The sequence below is a fragment of the Corynebacterium gottingense genome, assembly GCF_007559235.1.
Classification (GTDB): domain Bacteria; phylum Actinomycetota; class Actinomycetes; order Mycobacteriales; family Mycobacteriaceae; genus Corynebacterium; species Corynebacterium gottingense.
In genome coordinates this window covers 217204-241291 of record NZ_VMHH01000003.1, presented here as the reverse complement: position 1 = coordinate 241291, position 24088 = coordinate 217204, and the positions used below count along the sequence as shown (strand labels likewise).

The following is a 24088-nucleotide window of genomic DNA, read 5'->3' as shown; positions in this document are numbered from 1 at the left end:
CAGTCAGGGCCCTGAAAATGGCCGAAAAATGCCGTCTCACCATATGAAAACCTGTGCCCTGAGCAGGACAGACAGCTTGGTTCAAAAAATTTCCGATGGCAGGAAAATTCGCAGGTGGGTTAGAATCCCCAATCATGACGTCAGTTCTCCCGACCGAGCCCACACCCGAGCACGCGCCAGGTGCGATGCCTGGCCGAGAGCCATCGCTTCTCGACGCCACGTGTGAGGACTTCGTCTACGACTACGCCCAGCTCACGCCCACCCTGGGCACGCAGATCGGGCTCGAAGGCTTCGACGCCGACCTCCAGGACTTCAGTCCCGAGTACTGGGACGCGACGGCGGACCGCATCCGTGACCTCATCGCGGACGTCGACGCGCTCAATGACTCCACCGACGCCTCCGACGACGAGGACGACTTCGACGAGGTGGACAGCCTCACCGCCACGATCCTGCGCGACCGGCTGGCCTACCACCTGGAGCTGCACCACCAGGGCGAGTTCCTGCGCCGGCTGAACAACATCGAGTCGCCCGTCCAGACGATCCGCGACTCCTTCCTGCTCATGCCCAAGGTGACGGAAGAGGACTTTGACAACGTCGCGGCCCGCCTGAGCAAGGTGCCCGACGCGCTGTGCGGCTACACCGAATCCCTCTCCGAGGCGGCGAACAACGGCAACGTGGCGTCGCACCGCCAGATCGACGCGGTGATCAACCAGTGCGAGACGCTCGGTGAGTCCGGCTCAACCCTGGACTACCTGGGCCTGCCGCCGGAGTCGAAGGTGGTAGAGGAAGCCAAGGAGGCGTTTGCCAAGTTCGCGGACTGGCTCTCCACCGAGCTGTCGCCGCAGGCCAACCACGAGGACGGGGTGGGCCGCGACCGCTACGAGCTGTTCTCCGAGTACTTCTTGGGCCGCGAAGTGGACCTCGATGAGGCGTACGCGTGGGCGGAAGACGAGTTGCGGGTGACCGTCGATAAGCAACAAGCCCTGGCGCGACAGCTGTACGGCGCGGAGACGAGCGTGCCGGCGGCGTACCGGCGCCTCAACGAGGATGACCGGTACACGCTGCACGGCACCGACGCGCTGCTGGAGTGGCTGGACAAGGTGAACGCGGAGGTCGTCGAGTGCTTCGCCGGCAGCGAGCTCGACATCCCGGAGGACATGCCCGGGGTGAACACCGCGATCGACCGGGCCGGGTCCGGTGGCGTCTTCTACACCCCGCCGAGCGACGACATGCTGCGCCCCGGCACCATGTGGTGGTCCGTGCCGGAGGGGCAGGAGACCTTCCACACCTGGCAGGAGCTGTCCACCGTGTTCCACGAGGGCATCCCCGGCCACCACCTGCAGCACGGCGCTGCGCTGCTCAACCGCAACGAGCTCAACCTGTGGCGGCGCTCCGTGTGCTTCAACTCCGCGCACGGCGAGGGGTGGGCGCTCTACGCCGAGCACCTCATGGAGAACTTCGGCTGGTTCGAGGACCCCGGCTACCTGATGGGGCTGCTGGACTCGCGGCGCCTGCGCCTGGCCCGCGTGATGGTGGACATCGGCGTCCACCTGAAGAAGCTCTCGCCGGACGGCAGCGGCACCTGGGACGCCCAGTACGCGAAGGCGTTCCTGCGCGACAACTGCGCCATGCCGGAGACGCGCATCTCGTTCGAGCTGGACCGCTACATGGGGTGGCCGGGGCAGGCGCCGTCGTACGCCATCGGCTACCGCGATTGGTGCACGCTGCGCGAACGCGCGCTGGCCCAGGGGATGACGGCGGCCCAGTTCCACACCAAGGCGCTCGGCCTCGGGTCAATGCCCATGGACATGCTCGCCCACGAGGTGCTCAACCACTAGCGCGAAAGCTTCCGCAGCAGGTTGGGCAGGTAGCCGGCGACGATGAGGATGCACACCAGCCGGATGATCTGCAGCGACACCACGGCCGGCCCCGCGCCGCCCTCCGCGGACAGCGCGAGCGCAGTCTCCAGCGCGCCGGGCGTGGTGGCCAGGTAGCCCTCGTAGAGCGAGAGCCCGAGCCACTTAGACATCACCCAGCCGGACGCCGCGCACGCCGCCATGAGCAGCACGATGTAGGCGAGCGTGGCCGGCAGCAGCCGGCTGAACTGCCGCAGCGCCGGCACGGAGAGCCCGCCGCCGCACATCCAGCCGAGGCAGAGGAACGCCCCGACCATGAGCGGCTGCGGCGGGATGATCTGGAACGGGGTGAGCGAACCGAGGAGCGCGGTGAGCAGCATCGGGCCGAACACGCTGGAGTTGGGCAGGTGCAACAGCTTGCCCAGCGGCTGGCCCACCAGCACGAGCGTCGGCACGAGCAGCCACATCCACCAGTACGGGTCCGTTTCCTCCGGGGCGTGCGTCTGCGGTGCGCTGAGCAGCCCCGCCACCAGCGGCAGGGTCATGGAGACGACGAGCAGGCGGAGGTATTGCGTGAGCGTCACGTAGCGCACGTCGGCCCCGACGTCCTTTGCAATCGCGGGCATTAACGACGCCCCACCCGCCAGCAATGACAGCACCCCGGTCTCCCGCGACACACCGTGGTTGGCCAGCACGAAGCCGCCGGCGAACGCCAGCACGATCACGAACGCGGCGGCGGCGACGCCGGGAAGGAGAAACGGCAGCAGCTCCCTCGGCGGGATGCCCACCAGCGGCAACGCCGCCATCACGCCGACTGCACCGCGGGCGAGCCGGAACACGCGGTCGTCCAGCGGCAGGTCGCTGCCGGTGATCAGCGCCGCGGCACCGGAGGCGATGATGGCGCCGAGGATCCAGGCGGCGGGCACGTGAAGCGCGGAGAGCACCCAGCCCAGCAACACCGAAGCCGGGGCCACAAACATCCAACGCTGCATAGGACCTCATAGTAGCGTTTACTGCCATGGGCACACTTCTCCTGCTCGCGGTGGCGTCGGCGGCGGCCGGGTGGATCGACGCCGTCGCCGGCGGCGAGCGTGCTGGCCACCAACAAGGTCGCGGCGGTGACCGGCACCGCCTCCGCCGCGGCGACGCTGGTGCGCAAGGTTGGCGTCCCGCGGGTGACCTGGGGGTACGCGGTGGCGGCGGGGTGTGCGTCGGCAGGCGGGGCCCTGGCGGTTGCCCTGATCAGCGATTCCGTCATCCGCCCCGCGATCATCGCCCTGCTGCTGGCCGTGGGCGTCTTCATCACGCTGAAGCCCGAGTTCGGGGCGGAGGGGAACCGGCTGATCACCCGGCGGCGCGCGCTCATCGGGCTGGCCATCGCGGCCCCGGCACCGGCATGTTCCTCATCATGGGGTTCACGGCCGTGTTCACCCAGTCGTTCCTGCAGTCCGCCGCGATGGCGAAGGTGATCAACACCGCGACGAACACCGGGGCGCTCGCCGTGTTCATCGCGGGCGGCTTTGTTGAGTGGAAGTTAGCAGTCGTGCTTGCTGCGGCGAACGTGGTGGGCGCCCAATTGGGGGCAAGGACCGTATTGAGCGGCGGTTCAAAACTCGTGCGTATCGCGCTTTTGGTGCTCGTTGTGGTGCTCTGCCTGCGCCTCGGGTGGCAGGAACTGCTGACACGCTCCTAGGGATATGCCAGAATAATGACGTATGGCACACATTGATCGTGACGCAAAAGGAAACGGTTCCGCCAAGAAGCTCACCACCGAGGAGCGGATCTACGCATCCGTGCTCCGCATCGCGCAGCGCGAGGGGTTTAGCGCAACCTCCATCGACGCGGTCGTCGCCGATTCCGGTGTGGCCAAAACGACCATCTACCGTCGCTACGCGGACCGCAAAGAGATGCTGGTCGACGCGCTGGACAACATTGCCATCTCCATCCCCAACATCGTGGACTACTACTCCGAGGATGACGCGCTGACCAAGGAGGCGTTCCGCGAGTACATCACGGAGCTCGGTTCCTTCATCGAGGACAATGTGGGCACCCGCGTCTTCGGCTCGCTCATCGCCTCTGCCGACCCGCTCGTGGTCGCGTGGCGCGAGCGCTTCGAAGAGGCGTTCTACGACAGGTTCATCGAGGACATCGAGGACGCCCAGACGAAGGGCACCCTGCGCCCCGAGGCCGACCCGGGCGTCGTCGGCGCAATGGTCGTCGGTGCTGTGATTCTGCGCTCCACTTTTAACGTGGGCAGCGCGAAGCTGCAGGCCAAGCGCATCACCGAGGTGTTGTGGCCGGTGATTGGCGTTAGCTGAGGGTGAGTGTGCCGTCGATAAGCCTGAGCACCGCGAACGCGGCGCCGACGACAACGATGGCGACGACAACCCACTCGAACGCATTGAACAGGCGCTCCTTGTTGTGCACGCGCGTCCACACGTACGGCACGATGCACGGCAGGACCGCGAGCGCGCCCAGCAGCACGTAGACCGGGTCCGCGGCGTAGACGAGCCACAGCGAGTAGACGAACCCGACCACGCCGATGATGAGGCTGCGGCGGTCGTCCGCGCGGGTGGTGGCCGGCCCGGAGTCGTCGAAACGCTCGCCCGCGTGCGGGTGGCTCAGGCCCTTGCCGCGCGAGGCCAGCAGGATCAGGTACAGCGAGGAGAAGATGTAGGGCAGCAGGTACATGATGGTGGCCAGCTGCACCATCGCGTTGTAGGAGGCCTCGTTGGAAAAGAAGATGATGACAAAGAGCTGGATCACCACCGTGGAGATGAGCTGCGCGCGGAACGGGGATCCCTCGTTGTTCGTCTTGCCCAGGGCCTTGGGCAGCAGGCCGTCGTTGGCCATGAGCACGATCGGCTCCGCGCACAGCATCTGCCACGACACGTAGGCGCCGAGCACCGACAGGCACAGGCCGATGGAGATGAACACGCCGCCCCACGGGCCGACGACCGCCTCGAGGACCGCGCCCATCGAGTTTTCCGGCAGCGCCGCCAGCTCCGGCTGGGTGAGCACGCCGTAGGACAGCGTCGACACCGCGACCAGCAGCAGGAGGACGGAGAGGAAGCCGATGATGGTGGCGCGGCCGACGTCCGTGCGCGTGCGTGCCTGCTTGGAGTACACCGAGGCGCCCTCGATACCGATGAACACCCACACCGTGTACAGCATGATGCCCTGCAGCTGCTGGGAAAACGGGATCGAAGAACTTTCGCCCCAAAAGTCCAACGTGAACTTGTCCCACGAGAAGCCCAAGAAGGCGACGAGGACCACGAAGCACAAAATCGGCACCAGCTTGGCCACCGTGGTGATCACGTTCATCACCGCGGCCTGCTTCACCCCGCGCGTGAGCATGGCAAAGATCGTCCAGGTCAGGACGGTCACCGCGCCGGCCAGCACCCAGTCGTTCTGAAACGCGGGCACGTAGTAGCCGATGGTGGAGAAGAACAGGGTGGCGTACCCCACCTGCGCCATCACGGAGCCCAGCCAGTACCCTAACCCGCTGGTAAAGCCGATGAAGTCGCCCAGCCCCGCGCGCACGTAGGAGTACACGCCGGAGTCCAGGTGCGGCTTGCGACGCGCCAGGATCTGGAACACAAACGCGACAGAGAGCATGCCCACACCGGCGATCACCCAGCCGATCAGCATCGCCCCGGGGCTGGCCACCGAGCCGATGTTTTGCGGCAGGGCGAAGATGCCGGAGCCGATGGTGGAGCCGATGATCAGGGAGACCAAAGTCCACATAGTTACAGTGTGGGCGCGGGTAGTCATGGCGAATAAGTTACCCGGCCGGAACAGGAAACTGTTAGTTTTGGTGCTTTTTTGTGCGCGCAGTCGGCGTCGCGCTCCAAGGGTCCTCCGGCCACGGATGCTTGGGGTAGCGGCCGCGCATCTCCTTGCGCACGTCCTGGTACGGCCCGTCCCAGAAGCTGCGGAGGTCGTCGGTGACGGCAAGCTCGCGCCCGGCCGGCGACAGCAGATGGAACAGGAGCTTCCGCCCCGCGATCACCGGCGAGTCCGCCAGCCCGAACGCCAGCTGCAGCTTCACCCGCACGAGCGGTCGCCCCGTGGAGTAATCTACCCTGCCGATCGGCAGCCGCTCCGGCGCGAGCTCGTCCAGCTTCGCGGCCTCGGGCCACGGCAGCTGCCGCATGAGTGCGTTGCGCATGTTGAGCTCGCTTATCGACGCCCCACCCGCCAGCTCGCCAACCTCCACCGAATAGTCGCCACGCGACACATCGGGCCACGGACTGCCAAGCGCCTCGTGCAGGAAGTCCAGCCGTTGCTTGAGCTTCTGCGCCGCGTCGTCGAGTTGGAGATCCTCCAGGGAGATCCCTTCGAGCGCCCCCTGCGCCTCTTCCGGCGATAGTTTCACGGGCGTCGACGACAGCTCGATCGCGCCGACCGCCCGAACTTTCCTGCCGCGAACCTTCCCGTTGTGCAAGGTTGCGCGGACGGTCTCCTCGATCCGCGCTTCCGGCAGGTGGTACGGCGCGGCCTCGCGGATGATGGCGCCGCGGGACGTCCTCTGCACCTCGGCGGCGGCGATCCACTCTTCTTTTCCCGCAAAAGTTGCACGGGTGCCGCTGGCCAGCAAGTATTCGTCGCCGACCCGCTTTGCCACCCACTGCGGGAACGCGGTCGCAATCACGTCGCCGTCGGGGACCTTTGGGGTTTTCGGCACGAGGCGGGCGAGTCGCTTCGCGTCCATGTCGCCGAGCCTGGCGACGCACTCGGCCGCCCCCGAGCCGTACTCCAGCAGTGCCGCCCCGAGCCGGGGGTCCAGCGGCAGGCCCACAAGTTTTCGGCCAAAAGTGGTGATGGCGTTGTCGGCGTCGAGGGCTCCGAGTTGGCGGAGGGTGGTGTGGGCGTCGGCAAGCGACTGCTCCGGCGGCGGGTCGAGCAGCGGCAGGTCGGGGGAGCCCCACGCGGCGATGGCGAGCGCGGCGCCGGTGAGGTCGCTGGTGGCAATTTCGGGCGAAATGTCCGCCGCGAATTTTTGGAAGTCTTCGCGGGAAAATGCTCGAATGACGTGCCCCGGACCGAGCCTTCCCGCGCGGCCCGCCCGTTGCTCCGCACTCGTGACGGCCTCTGAGACCGTGACCAGCCCCGTCATGCCGCGGTTGTCGCGCTTGGGCACGCGGGAGAGCCCCGCGTCGACCACGCGGCGCACGCCCGGCACCGTGATCGAGGACTCCGCAATACTCGTCGCGACGACGACTTGGGAGCTTCCGTTCAGCGCGTCGTCCTGCTCGGCGGACGACAACCTTCCGTGCAGGGGTTTTGCGTCAGCACATGCGCCGCACACCAGGTCTACTTCGCGCGCGCCGGGGACGAACACGAGGGTGCGCGTCGTGCTGGCCTGCGCCAACTGCGCGACGTGGCGGTAGAAGTCGCGTGTGCCCTGGACGCGCTCCGGGTGCGGTGCGTACTCGATGTCCAGCGGGTGGGTCACCGCCTCAGTGGCCATGACGCGCGCGCCCATGTGCTGGGCAAACGTGCCCGCGTCGAGGGTGGCGGACATGGCGGCGAGGTAGAGATCGTCGCGAAGCACTGCGACCTCCATGCACATGGCGAGCACCAGGTCGGTGTCCAGCTGGCGCTCGTGGACCTCGTCGAGGATGACTGCATTGACTCCCTCAAGCCCCGGATCCTTGAGCAGGCGGTTGAGGAGTACGCCCGGGGTGACGAACTCGACGAGACTGCCGTCGGCGTGCTCGCCGCGGATGGAGTAGCCAACTTTTTGGCCCAAAGCTGAACCGTCCAGGTGCGCCAGCCTTCTCGCCGCCGAACGCACCGCGACTCGCCTCGGCGCGGTGACGATGGTCTTGCCAACCTTGTTTGCAATCGCCGGCGGCAGCAGCGTCGTCTTACCCGTTCCGGGCGGGGCTTGTACGACGAGCGGGCCGGAATCGGGCAGCTGGTCCAGGGAATCCGCTACTGGCAGACCCTTTCCGATTTTCGCAAGGTCAAACATGAGTTTCCAGGGTAGCGTGAGGGGCATGAGACGTCTCTTCGCAGCGATCGTCCCACCGGCCGAGGTCACGGAGCACCTCATCACTGCCCTGCGCCCGATCCGGGAGTTCTCCGGCACGGAGGTGCGCTGGACGGACCCAGACAACTGGCACATCACGTGCGCGTTCTACGGCAGCCAGCCGAACGACGCCGCCGCGGTGAGCGACCACCTTTCGCAGGCGACGGCGTTTACCCGCCCACTGCGCCTTCACCTGCGCGGCGCCGGCTGCTTCGACCGCCGCACGCTGTGGATCGGCGTCGGCGGGGACAAGGCGCCGCTCAAGGATCTCATGGCGGACTGCCAGCTCGACCCGGAACAGTGGCGGCGTCAGCGCGCCCACCTGTCCGTCGCCCGCAGGGGGACGAGGACGCGGGACATGCTGCTTCTCGACGACCACGCCCACGCCCTCTCCATCTACTCCGGCCCCGACTTCACCGTCGACGAGGTGCTCCTCATGGAGTCGCACCGTGGGCAAGGTCGAAGCGGCGGCCCGAAGTACGAGGTCGTGGACCGGTTCTACCTGCGGTAGGAGAAGATGAGCATCTCTGTGTCGTCCGGCTTGCCGCGGTAGCGGCCGTCGTTGCCCGGGAAGTTGTTGTCCAGGGCAGTGAGGTAGCGGCCGTCCTTGAGCTGGACGATGGTTTCCACGCTGACCAGCGGGAAGGAGAAGGGGTCGCCGACGCCGTACGCTCGGGCGTCGGACACCATGCCGATCTTGCCCGGGTTTGCAATGTTGAGCAGGTCCACCATCAGGTCCTTCTCCAGGGTGCTGCCCGGCTCCGCATCCTTGAAGCTCTTGACCTCGAAGACCTTTTTCAGTGCGGCGTCGGAGCCCAGGTTGTCGTCGCGCTCGAGAACGAGGAGGCGGCCGTCCTCTGTGAGGAAGGCGTCGCCCAGGTTCGCGTCCTCGGTGTCGGCGACGTAGTTCCAGGTCTTGCCGGTGTACTTGCCTTCCTCGGTGTCGAACTGGGAGATGACGCGGACGTGCTTGTCGGTGGCGTCGTCAAGATAGCCCTCGAAGATGGGGTAGAGGTAGCGCCCGTCGGTGGCCATGGACTCGAAACCCTTGGAGTTACGCAGGTTGGGGGTTTCCCCGTCCTTCAGGGTCGGGTTGGACGGGCTGGTGACGCCGGGGTAGGGGAACGGGGCGTCGAGAAGCGTGCCGTCCTTGTCAAGGTGCAGGATGTACGGGCCGAACTCCTCGCCGACCCAGAAGGTGCCGTCCTCGGCCTGGACGAAGGATTCGGGGTCGAAATCCGCGCCGGTGAGGAGGCGGTCCTCCGTGTCATTGTTGACGATCTCCCACGGGATCTTGTGGTTCGGGTCCTTCATCCCGGCGAAGTCAAGCACCTCGACGCCGCCAACGCCCTGCGGGTCCTTGGCGGTTTCCGCGGTCTCCCAGTTTGGCTTGACGTGGTAGATGCGCAGCAGGAAGTCGGAGGAGTTGTCCTTCGCGCCGAAGCCGTTATCGGGCAGGGCGTAGAAAGAGCCGTCGCCGATCTCGATCATGCCGGAGAAGCCGGGGATGACCTGGCCCTTGAACGGGTGGGTCTGGCCGTTGCCGTCGAACGCGTCCTTACCGGAGTCCGGACCCGGCGCCTGGTAGAGGGCGTCGAGCTTCGCGCGGGCTTCCAGGGTCGGGCCGGTGGTGGTTTCGGTGGTCTCGGTGGTCTGGGTGGCGATCGCGCTGATCGCGCCGCCGACGAGGCCGCCGGCGACGAACACGCCGGCGATGGCGGCGATGACCTGTTCGAGCGTGGCGTCCTTGACCATCTGGTTTAGGGGTGCGGGGAGTTGCATGTGGTGCTACCTCGTTTTTCGTTGCATGGTGGGTCGTGCCCAGCGAAGTTTAGGGCGCGTATCCACTTCGCGCTCGGTGAAAGGACTAGCTCGGGAATGTCATTCCGTACTCCCGCTCGAGCGCCGCGATCCGCGCGTTGGCCTTCTCCTCGTCGTGGTCGCGGTCGAGCTCGTCCAGGATCGCGTGGCCCTTGGCGGCGAACTCGGCGGCGCGTGCCCGATTCCTTCGCACGCTGTCCAAGCTGGACTTCCATCGCGGGTGCGTCGGCACGGCTTCCTGGTTGAGAAGCCCCTCGGACTCGGCGAACTCGTACGTCCCGTCGGCGAACAGCCAGACCACCTCACCGGTCGCCCGGTCGACCAGGTACGTGGCCCGCTTATCGGTTTTCAGATTGTGATGGTGCTGGCAGAGCGCGAAGAGGTTGTCCGGTGTCGTCGTGCCACCCCGGTCGAAGGGGATGCGGTGGTCCAGTTGGCAGTCCGCCGCCGACCGGTGGCACCCCGGGAAAATACATGTGCCGTCGCGCGCCACGACGTAGCTGCGCATCTCCGCGGTCGGCGTGTAGCTCTCGGTACTTTTCCGCGAAGTCTCGTCCAGGTCCACCTCGCGCGCACCGGCCCGTGCGATCCACTCGTCCAGCGCCGCCGTCGCCTCCGGCCCCGTCCACCCGCTCCCGGGCAGCTGCACCGGGTCGCCCGCTGAGCGCCCCTTCGGCGCGTAGACGTGGAGCACCGGGCTTACCGACGCCACCACCTCCCCCGTCAACAGCCGCACTACCGTCTCGGCCAACGTCAGCTTCTGCTCGCGCGCCACACGGAGAATGCTCTTCTTGCACCGGGCCGCGGTCACCTCGTCCGTGTTGAGCTGGACCACGGACTGCGACACCCCGGCCAAGACGAAGTCTGCGAACGTGACCGATGGCCCCGCAGCGGCTCGCTCCCGGCGGCGCTTCGGGTCGTAGGCGCGCTCCGGGTCGATCTGGCGGATGAGCTCGCGAATGCGTCTGGTGACGGTGTGTCTCCGGGGCATGTGCTGATCGGTTTTGGACGGCGTGAAGAGGGCGGCCAAGGTGTCGTCGATAAGCGCGAAAGCCTCAGGGTCGACCTCCTCCCCGAGCTCGGCGAGCACTCGCTCGATGGCGGTGAGGTGCGACATGTCGAGCAGCTTCGTGCGGCAGTGGAGCTCCTGGAGCTGGGGGAGGTGCCGCAGCGTGGCGTAGGCGAAGATGCCGTGTTCGACGAAGCCCTTGGACCACCCGGTGGCCTGCTGGATCTGGGTGACGCGCAGGTCGAAGTCCTCGATGTCGCCGTCGATGTACGGGGCGAAGACGGCAAAGTGGGCCTCGCGAGTGGCCTGGGCGGCGGAACTGAGTGGGTCGTCTGGTCGTTGGGTGCGGAAGTAGGTCGGTGGCGATGCGGTTGCGGTGGTCATGGTGTACCCCCATCGAAGTGAAGTTTTCTTCATGCTACCGAACACACATACTATGTGCAAGGGTTCTAGTGTGGCGACTCTGGCGACCAGGCAATATAGTGTTCGAAAGAGTGTGGATTAGATGTTGCGGTTAACCGTTGCGGGCACGCCCGCGACGAGGGAGTCCGCGGGGATGTCCTTGGTCACCACCGCACCAGCGGCGATCACGCAACGGTCGCCGATGGTCACGCCCGGCATGACCATCGCTCCTGCACCGAACCAGCAGTCGTCGCCGATGGTGATCGGCTGCGTGCGCTCCCAGCCCTCAGCGCGGTCCTTGGCGTCCAGCGGGTGACCCACGGTGATGAGCTGGCAGCCGGGACCGAACAGGGTGCGCGCCCCGATGGTGACGTCCGCGATGTCCAGGATGGTGCAGTTGAAGTTCATGTAGCAGTCCGGTCCGAAGTGCGTGTTCGTGCCGTACTCCAGGTGGATCGGGGCCCACACGCTGGTGGTTTCGCCGTTAGGGAACATTTCGGCCAAAAGTTCGCGGGCGCGCTTTGGGTCGGTATTGCTCGGCGCATTAAAGTCGCGGACCAGCGCCCAACCTGGCCCGTGGTCGGGCATATCTTTGGGGGGTGGTGCCAGTCTGGATCGCGGCGATTGCCAGCCCTGTTCCAGCGCATCCGGGTGGGGACGAAGAATCGGTGCGCTGGGAGTCATGGCGGGCAACACGGCGCGTACCTCGCGTGGATGATTTTCAGTGGGGCGCAATCGGTCCTGTTAGGCTGATCACATGGGAGAGCAACGGGTGGCAGTAGTTACTGGCGGTTCCGCGGGTATTGGCGCGGCGGCGGCCCGCGCGCTGGCGAAGGACGGGTGGCACGTGGTCGTCGCGGCGCGCCGGCTGGACCGGTGCCGAGCGGTCGCCGAGGAGATCGGCGGGGTGGCGGCGGAGTTGGATGTGACGGATCAAGGGAGCGTCGATAGGCTTGCGGCCCAGCTGGAACGCGTTGACCTGGTAGTCAACAACGCGGGCGGCGCGAAGCAGCTGGACTATCTCCGGGACGCGAGCGATGCTGACTGGGAATGGATGTTTGCCACCAACGTGATGGGCACGATGCGCGTCATCCGCGCGCTGTATCCGCAGCTCAAGGAGTCGCAGGGGCTGGTGATCAACATCGGGTCGGTCGCGGGCACGGACGCCTACAAGGGCGGCGCCGGCTATAACGCGGCGAAGTACGGCCTGCGCGGCGCCACTCGCGCGTTCCGGCGCGAGGAGGCCGACCAGCGCATCCGCGTGACCGAGATCGACCCCGGCCGGGTGAAGACGGACTTTTCGCTCAACCGATTCGCCGGTGACCAGGAGAAAGCCGACGCGGTGTACGAGGGCAAACTCAATCTGTCCGCCGAGGATGTCGCGGAGGCGATCCGCTGGGTGGCCAGCTTGCCGCCGCACGTGAACATCGACAGTCTCAACATCATGCCGGTGGATCAGGCCGAGCGCTGACCTCGGCTAGAATGACTGCATGATCTTGACTACGACTCCGACCGTTGAAGGTCGCACCATCAGTGAATACATGCGCGTTATTGGCGGCGAGACCGTCATTGGCATCAACCTCTACCGCAGCATGAGCGCCGGCTACAACCGCCCCGTGGAGATCGCGCAGGCCCGCGACGCCGCGCTCAACGAGCTGTGGAAGCGCGGCGAGGAGCTCGGCGCCGACGGCGTCATCTCCGTGGCCATCGACTACGAGCCGCTCGGCCCGGACGGCGGCGCCATGCTCGTCTCCGCGACCGGCACCGCGGTGAAGCTTGCCTAGTATGGACGTTTCCATCTCCGGCGACTCCATCCGCCTCGGCCAGTTCCTCAAGCTGGCCAACCTCGTCGAGTCCGGCGGCCACGCCAAGGAGGCCATCGCTGCGGGTGGCGTCGCCGTCAACGGGGAGGTGGTGACGTCGAGAAGCCATTTGCTTTACGACGCCGACGTGGTCTCCCTCGACTCCACCACCGCCACCGTCGTCTGCGGCGGGGAGGACGACGACTACTTCGATGAACGCACCGCCAACGACGACTTCGACCCGGAGAAATGGCGCAACCTCCCCTAACCCAAACCTGCAAAGGAGCCTTGCATGCCCGCTTTCAGCGCGGAACCCGGTATGCCGTACTGGCAGGACCTGCTCACGCCTGACGTGCAGAAATCCACCTATTTTTACTCCAAACTCCTCGGCTGGGAGACCTCCGGCGAGGACTACCTGGTGGCCAAGAAGGAGGGGCTACCGGTCGCGGGCATTGTGCCGGGCGAGAAGCCCGCGTGGGTGACCTATTTCCTGGACGGGGCCCCGGTGGAAAAGTTTGGCGGAAAAGTTGTGGCGTCCTCCGAGGTCTCCCTGGGCCGGATGCAGGTGTGCCAGGACCCGGCGGGCGGCCTGTTCGGTCTGATCGACCCGGCCGGTGAGGAGCAGTTCGTCGCGGCCGGCGAGCCGGGCGTGCCGGTCTGGTACGAGTACAGCGCCCCGAATCTCGCGGCGATCGACTTCTACGGCGACTTGTTTGACTGGGAGATCAAGGAGTCGGACGGCTACTACCTGGCGCTCGCGGAGGGCGCGCCGTTTCTGGGCATGCGCGTGCAGGAGCAGCACGCGGGCTGGCAGAGCTTCTTCGGCGTGGCGAACATTTCGCAGGCGCGCCAGGAGGTCGGCATGCTGGGCGGGGAGGTGCTCGCCGGACCTGGCGATAGCCCCTTCGGGCCGATGCTGGCCATGCGCGACTCCGCCGGCGCCGCTTTCTTCCTCGTCGAGGCCCCCGCGCCTGCCCCGGAGGACTTCAGCGAGGCCGACTCGGTCCTAGAGCTCTAGAGCTCTCAAGAACTCCGCGAGGTCCCGGACGCGACGCCGGGCCTCAGCCGGTGTCTGGATGTAGTGCGTGGAGTGGTACTCGTGGGCGTCGGAAATCTTTGCCCCGAGCTCGTCCTTCGTCCCCACCTGGATAAACGTGGGCACGCCCAGGTTCGCAACTTTTGTGGGAAAAGTGAGGGCTACGGCGTCGACGTCGCGCGGCAGCCGCTCGCTGCCCGTGGAAAACGCCCACACCGCGACCGTTTCCGCTCCCTGCTCGCGGGCGAATGCCACCGCGTCGTCAGGCCGGTCCGACACCAGCACGGTAGCGCCCGACAGCTGCGCCACCGCCGCCGCCTCCGGCCGGAACCAGTGCTCCATCGCGCTGTCCGGCCCGTCCCACAGCGCGATCACCCAGGTCGCGGCGTCGTCGCCGTACAGCTCGCCGAGCGGGCAGCTTCTCGACGCCACCTCGCCCGTATACGCAACGCCCGGCATCGTATGGTCCACCGCCGACCCCAGCATGAGCATGGCTGCGTGCGTGATCCTGTCCGGCAGCAGCGCCAGGTACTGGGGCGAGTCCGGGTCGTACGTCGCCTCGATGTAGGAGACGAGCTGCTCCAACTGCAGCGCGTCCGGCAGCGGGCGGTCCACGCCGCCGACGTTGAAGTCCGGGTCGCCCTGGACGTTTTCCGGGTACTCGTCTACCAAATCTTCACCCTGTCCTCGGGGGCGATCCACATGGCGGAGCCCTCCTCGACGTCGAAGGCCTGGTATAGCTCGTCGATATTTGCGGCGATCACGTTGCAGCGGAACTCGTTCGGGGCGTGCGGGTCGATGGCCAGCAGCTGCGCGGCCATCTCCGGGCGGGTCTTGGAGCGCCACACGCGCGCCCACGCCTTGAACAGCGCCTCGAAGTCGGGGTTCTGCTCGTAGTTGCGGTACGCCACGACGGCGATGCCGAGCCCGCCGAGGTCACCAATGTTCTCGCCGAGGGTGAACTCGCCGTTGACGCCCTGGGACCCCTCGTCGAGCACGGACGGTACGAGGCCGTTGAACTGCTCGACTAGCTTGGCGGTCAGGGCCTCGAAGGCCTCACGGTCCTCGTCGGTCCACCAGGAGTTGAGGTTGCCCGCGCCGTCGTAACGCGAGCCCTGGTCATCAAAGCCGTGGCCGATCTCGTGGCCGATCACCGCGCCGATCGCGCCGAAGTTCTCGGCCGCGCTGGCGTCCGGGTCGAAGAAGGGCGGCTGCAGGATCGCGGCCGGGAAGGTGATGTCATTGACCACCGGGTTGTAGAACGCGTTGACGGTCTGCGGGGTGGTGACCCACTCGTCGCGGTCCGCCGGCTTGCCAATCTTGCCCAGCTGGTAGTCGTGCTCGAAGGCGGAGCCGCGGCGCACGTTGGTCACCAGGTCGGCGCCGCTGGTGGAGAACTCGAGCCCGTCGAAGCTGCGCCAGTTGTCGGGGTAGCCGATCTTGGCGGTGAACTGGTCCAGCTTTTCCAGCGCGCGCTCGCGGGTGCCGTCCGTCATCCAATCCAGCGCCGAGATCCGCTCGCGGTACGCGGCGACCAGGTAGTCCACCAGCTTGAGCATGTGCTCCTTGCTGGAGGGAGGGAAGTGCTTCTCCACGTAGCGCTGCCCAATCTCCTCGCCCACGAGGGACTCGGCCAGGCCGACGGCGCGCTTCCAGCGGTCCCGCTGCTCGGTCGCGCCGGACAGCGTGGTGCCGTAGAACTCGAAGTTCGCGGCGCCGATCTCCTCAGTGAGGAGGCCAGCGCGGGTGCGCAGGATGTTCCAGACAGCCCACAGCTGCCAATCGGCGAGCGTTTCCGGGCGCAGCATGCCCTCGAGGTCCTCGGTGTAGGACGGCATCATGTTGATCACGGTGCCGTCGGGAAGCCCGGAGGCGCGCAGCAGCGCCTGCACGTTGGCGGGCAAGGCGTCGAGCGTGGTCGGGTTGTAGGTGGCCATGGCGTCGCGGGAGCGCACCACATCCCAGTGGCTGCCCGCCAGCTGCGTTTCCAGGTTGAGGATGCGCTCGGCCGCCAGCTCCGGCGTCAGGCCGAGCAGGTACTTCGGGTCCAGCACGCCGAGCATACGCGCCACGTGCTCCTTGTACGCGGCGAGCGTTTCGGCGTGTTCCTCGGAGCGGTAGTAGGCCTCATCGGGCAGTCCCAGGCCGGACTGGATGAGGTACGGCACGGAGTCCTCGCCCTGCGAGTCCTTCGCTACCCAGTAGGTCAGCGGGCCGCCGACGCCGCTGCGCTCGAGGGCGCCGAGTGCAGCGACGAACTCCTCGACGGTGGTCACGGACAGCGCGTCCAGGTCCTCCTGGAGCGGGGCCGTGCCAGCGGCGTTGATGGCGTCGGTGTCCATGAAGGAGGTGTACAGGTCGCCCCCGCGGCCCGCGCCCTCCTGCAGCAGCGCGTGGACGTCCTCCTCCGACTTGTCGCGCAGCGCGTAGAAGGATCCGTCGATGCCGCGGTCGGCGGGGATCTCGTGCTCGCGCACCCAGTCCCCGTTGACTAGCTCAAATAGGTCATGCATGCCCCCACTGTAACGGGTTTAGGCGTGTGAGATGATCCAGTTCGACGCTTCCTGCTGGTCCGCCAGCGTGTACTGGCCGTGGGCGCCCATGCCGGTGAACACGCCCAGCGCGCCGATGCCCAGGTTGCTCAGCAGGACGTTGAACTTTTTCAGCGGAAGTTTGCCGGCGCGCAGGTCGGTGGCCAGTGCGGGCTCGACAAGCGGGCGGTACTGGGCGTCGGTGGAGCAGACGATGTCGCGCGGGTTGCAGATCTCCAGGACCCGCTCGCCGAGCTCGCCGTAGCCGCCCTTGAGCTCGCCGAGCGCGCCGCGGGACTCGGGGGCCGTGATGCGGGAGAGCACCGCGCCGTTGCCGCCCTGGTACGGGTTGGCAAACAGGGCGGCGGAGTCGACCCGGTCCGGGGTAATTGGGCCGTTGCCGTGGGCGATGTCGCGCATGAGGCGCGACGCAATGTCCGCGCCGAGCGAGTAGCCGGTGAAGCTAAAGGTGGCTCCCGGGCAAGAGGCGGAGAGGCGCTTCACGGTGCGCACCGTCTCGTTGTACCCGTCCGCGGAGGACGCGTAGTAGTTGTTCGCCGCAAACGGGGTGGCGCTGTAGGACACCCACAGCGGCTGGACGGTTCCGCCCGTCCCCAGCTGGGTGAAGATGCCGGTGAGGAACACGTTGCCGCCGTGTGGCACCGCGTTGGGGATGCCGGGGGCGGTGTTGGCACCGCCCGGGATGGCAATGAGGTACTGGTCGGTGCAGCCCTGCTGCTCCACCAGCTGGCCAGCGTTGTCGGACGGCTGGATGGGCGCGGGGACCGCTTGCTCATCGGCCGCGGCGGCGGTCGGCGCCAGGGCGATGAGGGCAGTGGCAACTGCGGCAGCGAGACGGGAACGGCGCATTCGTCTTACTCTTCCGGGTCACGGATCTTCATCGGGCCCGGAGTCCACCAGCCCGATCGGACGGTCTCATCGTAATCTATCTGCGCGTCCTCCGGGACATCGCCGACGGAGTTTGTCCTGCGCTCGTATTTCGCGGCGGAGCCCCAGTCGCGCTGCCAGTCGTTGCGCAGGTAGCCGGGGATCTCGTAGGAGTAGTTCACGGCCTCCGCGGTGGACAGCGCGCCGCCGCCCAAGAAGTCCATGAAGCCGGACAGCTGCTGTTTGCCCGGGGCGTCCGGCATGATGCGGTACTCCGGGATCTCGGTCACGCCGGCGTAGTGGCTGAACGTGCGCTGGCACGGGTACTGGAAGGCGACGGACCAGTCGAGCAGGCCGGGGGTGTTGCCGTCGAAGCGCTCGTTGAGCGGGGACAGGTGCGGGTTGCGCAGCGGGGTGATGGCCAGCCAGTCCTCCTCGGCCAGCGAGGCGTCCTCGGCCACCAGGCGCGCCACGTCCGCGTCCTCCGGCAGGTCCGCCAGCGGCAGGCGCAGGTTGCGCCACAGCGGGGTCGGGCCCTGGTCCAGCATCTCCTTCTCGCCCAGCTTGGCGATGCTGCCGTCGTCGGCGCGCTTGCCGTACTCCAGGACCAGCTCGGTGCCTTCCTGCTCGACGCCGTTGATGTCGTGGTGCTTGATGCGGCCGGCGACGGAAGTGACGAGGAGCGGGGAATCGTCGTGAAGCTCCGGCAGCTCGTACCAGGAGGTCTTGATCTTGGCGGATGCCTTCGGCTCGTCCTCGAAGGTGCCCAGCACCGGCACGCGCGTGTAGTCCAGGTTGAACGGCAGGCGGACGGTGGAGCCGTTGATGCCGCGCATGGACTTCGGGCGGTTGCCCTGCGTGTGCGTCGTGGTGGTGGATTGCGCCTCCTCGGTCAGGTCCTTGGAGTCCGGCGCGTCCTCCTCCGTCTCCGTGCCGTCGGTGCCAGCGCTTGTCGACGACGCGTCCTTCTCCACCGCCGACGCCTCCGAGCGCGATTCCTGCTGCGTATCGGAGGAGTTCGCGTTCTCGCTGACGATGAAGGCCGGCACGCCGTCGGGCGTGAACCCGCGGTTCTCGTCGCCGGAGTCGAGCGACTTGCCCAGTGGGACGCCGTCGGCCGGGGTGAGGAAGGAATCGTTGGTGTCGTCCTCCAGCAGGACATCGTTTGCAAGCGCGCAGGTGTCGCCGGCGAACGACTTCACGTTGCCCATGCCCACCGAGTACGCGGGGGCCTGGGACGCGAACGCCTTAGCAAAGGTGAGGCAGGAGAAGGCGACCATCGCCACCGCCATCACGGCGATGGGGGCGGCCATGATGCCGGTCCAGGCCCCGCCGACGCGCTTCTCGGTCTGGTCCTTGCGGAAGGACTGGACCACGCCCACCAGGGCAACGAGCAGGGCGAGGATGAGCACGACCTTATTCGCCTCGACCGCCTTGAGCTGGACCGTCTTATCCCACCACGGGACGCCGAAGGAGGAGACGTACCACCAGGCGTTCCAGCCGGCGAGGGTGAGCGCCATGAGGAACAGGACCGCGGCGATGGCGAAGGTGCGGTTGCGCTTGGACTGCAGCGCGATGTGGGAAAGTACCACGGCGCCGAGCGCGGCGACAGCGCCGCCCAGGCCCGCGTAGATGCCAAAGTGGTGGGTCCACTTCGTCGGCGTGAACATAAGGAAGAACGTGGACAGGCCCACTATCAGCAGCATCCGTAGCGTCACGTCCTTGGCTACCCCGGGCACCTTGCCAAAGCGGGCGACCGCCCAGGAGATAAGGATGAGGCAGAAGAAGAACACGAACATGGGGAAGCGGCGCGACATCGCGCCGTCCACGGACTGCTGGAAGAGCGTGCCGTAGCGGACCCACTCGGAGAACCACTCGAGGGCCGGGCCGACCTCGCTGCGCACCGACGTGGACTCGAGCACCGTGGCCAGCGTCTGGTCCTTGAAGATGGGCACGAACACCGCCAGGCCGGCGCCCAGGAACACGGCCACGTAGGCCAGGCCGGGGGCGATGTGGCGGCGCCGGTTCATGATGCGGAACACGGCCGGCAGGCTGACCAGGAAGATGCCCACGGCGGCGAGGCCGGTCGGGCCGCAGGCCAGGGTGATCGCGGCGGTCACGGTGCCCCACGCGGCGGGGGCGAGCCGGTCGGAGGCGATGGAGCGCTCGAACATGGCCCAGGTGGCAATCACGCCGAGCGCGATGATCGGCTCCGGGCGCAGCCCGTTGTTGTACGGCAGCCAGAACGCCAGGAAGACGAAGGCGGCGGTCCAGTGGGCCACCTTGCGGTCCGCCACCACCGAGCCGAGGCGCGGCAGGATCTCGCGCGAGAGGATCCACCAGGTGAGGATCGCGGCGAGCAGCGTAGGCAGGCGCATCCACATGGACGCGGTGGTCACCTTGGACAGCAGGGCGAGGACGTCGTAGAACGGGGAGCCGAACGGGGCCTCGGGCACGCCGTACCAGCGGTAGTAGTTCGCCATGTAGTCCGAGTCGTTGGACACGCGGGCCATGGTGAGCAGGAAGCCGTCGTCGGAGGTGTTCGCGCCGAAGACGTGCCAGAACGCGAGGATAGCGAGCACGACGGCGTCGAGAAGCGTGAAGGTGCGCCAGCGGGGGCCGAAGGCGGGCAGGCGCTTCCCGTCGTAGCGGTCCAGGCGGCGCAGGGCCCACAGGCCGATCAGGGCGGCGATGAGGCCGCCGACCATGCTGAGCAGCTTGACGGTGGTGGGGGAGGAGGTGAAGCGAGAGTTCACGTCGACGGTGGCGGTAAGGCCGGCGTCGATAAGCTTCTGCGAAGCCTCGGGCTTGAGCTCGGTGTACAGACCGGTGAGCTGGGGCCGGTAGTCATCGTCCGACTCCTCCACGAAGGTGGTGCCGGGGATGGCGGCGGTCATGCCCTCGTCGGTCTGGCGGATCTCCAGGCGCGCGTCGGCGGGCAGGGAGCGGACCTCGTCGGGGGTCAGCTCGAAGACGACGTCATTGAGCGAGGAGACCACCAGGCCGCCCTCGGGGGCGCTGATGAACAGGCCGCGGTCCGTCGCCTCCTTGGAGGATTCCGGGAGGGTGGACAGGATCGTGGTCTGGTCATCGCGCAGTTCGTCGACTGCGCTGAGCGGGATGGTCAGCGACACGTCCTGCGGCGCGAGCGAGATCAGCGGCGCGTTGACGGAGGCGACGCTGCCCTGCTGCGGCCAGGAAATCTTCGACTGCACCTGGTTGACGGGCAGGAAGGGGGTGAGGATCAGCAGGACGAAGGCGATCAGACCGGAAACGATCGCGGTGTAGACCAGCGACTTCGGAGCTTTTGGTTGAACATTTGAAACGGTTGCCACGAACAGTCACCTTACTGTGACTGACGCGCTATGTACGCACCACTACCGCGAACGGGCCGATCTGCTCCACGTCCCAGTCGCCGCCCTCGAACGCCTTCGGGTTGAAGAAGATGCCCTCGTAGCGGACGTTCGGCTCGTTGGGGAAAATGTCGTGCGCGATGTGCGTTTTGAACCCGGCCTCCGGGTCGTCCACGTCGCCGCGGAAGATGAAGGCGGCGGGCGGCTCCCACTTCGCGCCGTCGATGGCCGCGGTGAGCTCCTCGGGGTGGTCCCAGGACAGCTGCGACCAGGCGGCCAGGGCGTCGTTGCGCTGGTCGTACTCGCCGAGCGGGTTGGCGTAGTGGCTGGTAAACGCGTTGAAGCCGAAGAAGGGGTGGAACGCCATGAAGTTGATCTCATCGGTGTAGACCACCGCCTGGTTGGGGGCGTGCCCGTGCGACTCGATCAGCTCCGCGATCTCGCCGTAGTACTTCGCCGCGTTGGGCGGGAAGCGGTCGGCTCGCTCGCCGAAGCCGTCAGTATCCGCGTAGGCCTGGTCGATGTGCGACTCGTTCTCGGCCGGGATCTGCTGCACGTACGCCAGGCACGCGCCAGCGAGCAAGACCATGACGATGGCCATGATGCCGCGGATGGACTCCGGGGAGAACCGCGCCGGGTAGAAGTAGTCCAGCCCGACCAGGCAGGCGTCCATCACACCGATCACGCCCGCGGTCGCGAACACCTCGATCACCAGCACCTCGATGCGGAACCCGAGCAGGGAGGTGCCCACCAGGGTGGCAGACATGGACGCGAGGGACCAGGCGTAGCAAACAATTGCGGCAATGCCTAACGACGCCACCTCTTTGTCCACCGCGCGCACTACCAGAAAGATCAGACCGATGAAGGAGAGGATGCCGATGCAGGAGAAGGAGAGGAACGGCAGCGGGTAGGCCGTGCCCTCCTCCGGCAGGAAGTGGTTGGCGGTGGACTTCACCTCGTAGTCGCCGAACAGTACGTTGTAGAGGTACGGTGCCCAGCTCAGCAGCGCGATGACCATGGAGCACACGCCGATGACGCACAGCCGGCCGACCACCCTGAAGTTGCGGTCCTGCATGACGCACTCCACCCCCGCGAGCGCGACCACCAGCAGCGCGGCGACCGCGGTGAACAGGGTGTAGAAGCAGGCGGAAAGGCCCAGGTAGAGCACCATGAAGATGATGGCGTTGCGGGAGCCGAGGAGCGCGCGGCGGGCGATGATGGCGGCCGCGGGGAAGAACATGGCGACGATGGCAGCGTACGGCTCGTCCGGCGTCTCCGTCAGGACGATCGCGGTGGTGACGGTGGCGATGGTGCACGCCACCGGCAGTGAGCCGGTGATTTTTTGCCAGATCGGGGTGAGCATGGCCGCGCCCGCCGCCAGGGTGATCAGCGCCCAAGGCTGGAAGACCTCCCAGCCCGGGATGCCCAGCAGGTCCGCCACGCGCCCGCCGGCCCAGAACCAGCCCATTGGGTAGAAGGTGGGCAGGTCCTTGTAGCTCATGTCCGCGTTCGCCGCGGTCTCCGTCATGCGCGATAGGAACTGGGTGCGGAAGCCCTGGTCCACCTGGATGCCGTCCAGCCACAGGCGGGTCGCCGCCAGTGGGATGGCCAGCGAGGTGATCACCAGCGCGGGGGCAGTGATATACATCATCACCGCCTTCGGCCAGTAGCGCTTGCCGCGCAGCCAGCCGATGCAGCAGACCAGGGTGACGCCGAGGATGACAAACGAGCCCGCCGTGGACAGCGCGCGCGTGGACATGGACCGGTTGAACGCCGGCAGGGAGATGGAGTGGAGCACAAACCAGGCGAGTGTGGTCACCACGGCGGCTGCGAACGCGGCGGCGAGGGTGAGGATGAGCGTCTTCCGTGCGGAAATTGCGTCGGGTTCATAGCCGGTGGTGCGCAGCCCAAACGTGGGATCTACCGAAGTTTCAGGTGCAACTGTCGTGCTCATGCCCTCTAGTTTCGCACAAACCTGGCGGGTGCTACTCGACACCTCGCTCAGACAGGAACATCAAGATGGCGCGCACCCGCCGATTATCCTCGTCCGGGGAGAGGCCCAGCTTGGAAAAGATGCTGGAGACGTGCTTCGCCACCGCCGCCGACGAGAGGAAAAGTTTGGCCGAAATTTCGGCGTTGGACAGCCCCTCCGCCATCAGCTCGAGGACTTCCAGCTCGCGCGGGGTCAGCGCGCGCAGCCACGGGGCGCTGGCGTGCATGAGGGAGCTGGCCACCTCCGGGTCGATGACCACGCCGCCGCCGGCGACGGTCTCGCAGGTGGTGATGAAGTCTGCCACCTCGGCCACCCGGTCCTTGAGCAGGTACCCCGTGCCGCCGCCGAACTTTTGGCCGAAAAGTTCGCGGGCGTACGGCGCGGCGACGTATTGGGACAGGACCAGCACGTTCAGGCCCGGGTGGCGCTCGCGGAGTTCCAGTGCGGTGGTGAGTCCGTCGTCGCGCATGTTCGGTGGCATCCGGACATCGGTGATGAGGAGGTCGGGCAGGGGCGCGGCGTCGATAAGCGAGGTGAGCTCCTCGGCGTCGCAGGCCTCGCCGACGATGTCGTGGCCGCGCCGGGTGAGCAGGCCGGCCACGCCCTCGCGCAGCAGTGCGGAGTCGTCTGCAACCACAATCTTCACAGCGCCACCCCGCTTTCGCCGCGGAAGAGCAAAAGCGGGATGCGCGCCGCTACCGTCGTCGGGCCGCCGTCCGGCGAGTGCAGCTCGAGGTCCCCACCGAACGCGGCGACGCGCTCGCGCATCCCGTCGAGGCCGCCGCCGGGAAGGAAGTGTGCGCCGCCGTCGCCCTGGTCCGTGACCACGACGTTAAGTGTGTCGTCGCAGGTGATGAGCACGTGGACGGGGCGCCCTTCCGCATATTTTGTCGCGTTCGTGAGCGCCTCGGTGGCGAAGAAGTAGGCGGCGGCGAGCACGGATGCGTCGATCGCAGGCAGCGGGTGCGGCGCGCGGACCCGCACGTGGGGGCCGTACTGGGAAGCCGCATTCTCCACCGCGGCGACGAGGCCGCGGTCTGTCAGCTCGCTCGGGTGGATGCCGCGGACGGTGCGTCGCAGGGTCTCCAGGCCGCGCTTGAGGTCGGACGAGGCGGCGTCGAGAAGCGCTCGGGTGCTCCCGTCGGTGTCGAGCTTGGCCTCGCCCACCTTCATCGCGGCGGCGACGAAGTGCTGCTGCGCGCCGTCGTGTAGGTCGCGCTCGATGCGCAGCCGCTCCACCTCGTAGGCCTCGGCGATCCTGCGCCGAGACGCCGTGAGCTGGTGCACGCGATGCGCCGCTGACTCCTCGTTGCTCGCTCGTTTCCTCCACCTCATACCTGCATACAGTAGCGAGGTAGTG

21 protein-coding genes and 1 pseudogene are annotated in these 24088 nt (G+C 67.1%); 9 read left to right on the top strand and 13 right to left on the bottom strand.

Annotation, left to right across the window (positions count from 1 at the left end):
• Positions 1–134: 134 nt before the first annotated feature.
• The gene (locus FPH17_RS05780; RefSeq protein WP_238397039.1) at positions 135–1838 is read left to right on the top strand and encodes a DUF885 domain-containing protein; all 1704 of its coding nucleotides are present in this window, start codon (positions 135–137) and stop codon (positions 1836–1838) included.
• On the opposite strand, the gene FPH17_RS05775 is transcribed toward FPH17_RS05780, so the two are convergent.
• On the bottom strand, positions 1835–2848 hold the full coding sequence (locus tag FPH17_RS05775; RefSeq protein WP_154879088.1) for an AbrB family protein: 1014 nt from the start codon (positions 2846–2848) through the stop codon (positions 1835–1837). The genes FPH17_RS05780 and FPH17_RS05775 overlap by 4 nt on opposite strands.
• Positions 2849–2947: 99 nt before the next feature.
• On the opposite strand from FPH17_RS05775, the gene FPH17_RS12225 reads away from it, so the two are divergent.
• The 3 genes and pseudogenes from FPH17_RS12225 to FPH17_RS05765 all read left to right on the top strand — a co-directional run bounded on the left by FPH17_RS12225 (position 2948) and on the right by FPH17_RS05765 (position 4174).
• A complete protein-coding gene (locus FPH17_RS12225; RefSeq protein ID WP_425277694.1) occupies positions 2948–3325 on the top strand; it encodes a hypothetical protein in 378 nt (125 codons plus the stop codon).
• A pseudogene (locus FPH17_RS12220) lies at positions 3250–3549 on the top strand (TSUP family transporter); the annotation flags it as partial. The gene FPH17_RS12225 and the pseudogene FPH17_RS12220, both read left to right, overlap by 76 nt.
• Before the next feature lie 22 nt (positions 3550–3571).
• Positions 3572–4174, top strand: coding sequence for a TetR/AcrR family transcriptional regulator (locus tag FPH17_RS05765; protein WP_095538004.1), 603 nt, complete (start codon positions 3572–3574; stop codon positions 4172–4174).
• Here FPH17_RS05765 and FPH17_RS05760 read toward each other — a convergent pair.
• Both FPH17_RS05760 and FPH17_RS05755 read right to left on the bottom strand, forming a co-directional pair.
• Positions 4167–5630: a basic amino acid/polyamine antiporter gene (locus tag FPH17_RS05760; RefSeq protein WP_154879087.1), complete on the bottom strand. Its 1464-nt coding sequence runs from the start codon at positions 5628–5630 to the stop codon at positions 4167–4169. The genes FPH17_RS05765 and FPH17_RS05760 overlap by 8 nt on opposite strands.
• 34 nt (positions 5631–5664) lie before the next feature.
• Positions 5665–7836: an ATP-dependent RNA helicase gene (locus tag FPH17_RS05755; RefSeq protein WP_154879085.1), complete on the bottom strand. Its 2172-nt coding sequence runs from the start codon at positions 7834–7836 to the stop codon at positions 5665–5667.
• 25 nt (positions 7837–7861) lie between these two features.
• On the opposite strand from FPH17_RS05755, the gene thpR reads away from it, so the two are divergent.
• A complete protein-coding gene (thpR, locus tag FPH17_RS05750; protein ID WP_095275281.1) occupies positions 7862–8404 on the top strand; it encodes an RNA 2',3'-cyclic phosphodiesterase in 543 nt (180 codons plus the stop codon).
• On the opposite strand, the gene FPH17_RS05745 is transcribed toward thpR, so the two are convergent.
• The 3 genes from FPH17_RS05745 to FPH17_RS05735 form a co-directional block, all read right to left on the bottom strand.
• Positions 8392–9675, bottom strand: coding sequence for an esterase-like activity of phytase family protein (locus FPH17_RS05745; protein WP_154879083.1), 1284 nt, complete (start codon positions 9673–9675; stop codon positions 8392–8394). The two genes, thpR and FPH17_RS05745, sit on opposite strands and share 13 nt — an antisense overlap.
• Positions 9676–9760: 85 nt before the next feature.
• Positions 9761–11107, bottom strand: coding sequence for an HNH endonuclease signature motif containing protein (locus tag FPH17_RS05740; RefSeq protein WP_167496781.1), 1347 nt, complete (start codon positions 11105–11107; stop codon positions 9761–9763).
• A 117-nt stretch (positions 11108–11224) separates the two neighbouring features.
• On the bottom strand, positions 11225–11620 hold the full coding sequence (locus tag FPH17_RS05735; RefSeq protein WP_244288068.1) for a sugar O-acetyltransferase: 396 nt from the start codon (positions 11618–11620) through the stop codon (positions 11225–11227).
• Positions 11621–11882: 262 nt separating this feature from the next.
• On the opposite strand from FPH17_RS05735, the gene FPH17_RS05730 reads away from it, so the two are divergent.
• From FPH17_RS05730 to FPH17_RS05715, 4 genes are read left to right on the top strand one after another with little or no spacing between them, the layout of a single operon-like run.
• Entirely contained in the window at positions 11883–12596 is a 714-nt protein-coding gene (locus FPH17_RS05730) for an SDR family oxidoreductase (protein ID WP_154879077.1), read from the top strand.
• Positions 12597–12615: 19 nt separating this feature from the next.
• Positions 12616–12909: a heavy metal-binding domain-containing protein gene (locus FPH17_RS05725; protein WP_095275276.1), complete on the top strand. Its 294-nt coding sequence runs from the start codon at positions 12616–12618 to the stop codon at positions 12907–12909.
• Between the two features lies 1 nt (position 12910).
• Positions 12911–13195 carry an RNA-binding S4 domain-containing protein gene (locus tag FPH17_RS05720; RefSeq protein ID WP_203085445.1) on the top strand — a complete coding sequence of 95 codons (285 nt, stop codon included), beginning with the start codon at positions 12911–12913 and terminating at the stop codon, positions 13193–13195.
• 24 nt (positions 13196–13219) lie between these two features.
• A complete protein-coding gene (locus tag FPH17_RS05715) occupies positions 13220–13945 on the top strand; it encodes a VOC family protein (protein WP_154879074.1) in 726 nt (241 codons plus the stop codon).
• On the opposite strand, the gene FPH17_RS05710 is transcribed toward FPH17_RS05715, so the two are convergent.
• The 7 genes from FPH17_RS05710 to FPH17_RS05680 are packed head-to-tail and all read right to left on the bottom strand — an operon-like array spanning position 13934 to position 24063.
• Positions 13934–14665 carry an alpha/beta hydrolase gene (locus FPH17_RS05710; protein ID WP_154879072.1) on the bottom strand — a complete coding sequence of 244 codons (732 nt, stop codon included), beginning with the start codon at positions 14663–14665 and terminating at the stop codon, positions 13934–13936. The genes FPH17_RS05715 and FPH17_RS05710 overlap by 12 nt on opposite strands.
• Complete coding sequence (locus FPH17_RS05705) at positions 14629–16476, bottom strand: M13 family metallopeptidase (RefSeq protein ID WP_154879070.1); 1848 nt, start codon at positions 16474–16476, stop codon at positions 14629–14631. The genes FPH17_RS05710 and FPH17_RS05705 overlap by 37 nt, the downstream gene beginning before the upstream one ends.
• Before the next feature lie 18 nt (positions 16477–16494).
• On the bottom strand, positions 16495–17364 hold the full coding sequence (locus FPH17_RS05700; protein WP_154879068.1) for a cutinase family protein: 870 nt from the start codon (positions 17362–17364) through the stop codon (positions 16495–16497).
• Between the two features lie 5 nt (positions 17365–17369).
• Positions 17370–20717 carry an arabinosyltransferase domain-containing protein gene (locus tag FPH17_RS05695; protein WP_154879066.1) on the bottom strand — a complete coding sequence of 1116 codons (3348 nt, stop codon included), beginning with the start codon at positions 20715–20717 and terminating at the stop codon, positions 17370–17372.
• A gap of 28 nt (positions 20718–20745) precedes the next feature.
• Positions 20746–22689 carry a galactan 5-O-arabinofuranosyltransferase gene (locus FPH17_RS05690; RefSeq protein WP_154879064.1) on the bottom strand — a complete coding sequence of 648 codons (1944 nt, stop codon included), beginning with the start codon at positions 22687–22689 and terminating at the stop codon, positions 20746–20748.
• Positions 22690–22720: 31 nt separating this feature from the next.
• Positions 22721–23374, bottom strand: a complete 654-nt coding sequence (locus tag FPH17_RS05685; protein WP_154879063.1) for a response regulator transcription factor — start codon at positions 23372–23374, stop codon at positions 22721–22723.
• Complete coding sequence (locus FPH17_RS05680) at positions 23371–24063, bottom strand: sensor histidine kinase (RefSeq protein ID WP_154879061.1); 693 nt, start codon at positions 24061–24063, stop codon at positions 23371–23373. The genes FPH17_RS05685 and FPH17_RS05680 overlap by 4 nt, the downstream gene beginning before the upstream one ends.
• Positions 24064–24088: the final 25 nt, after the last annotated feature.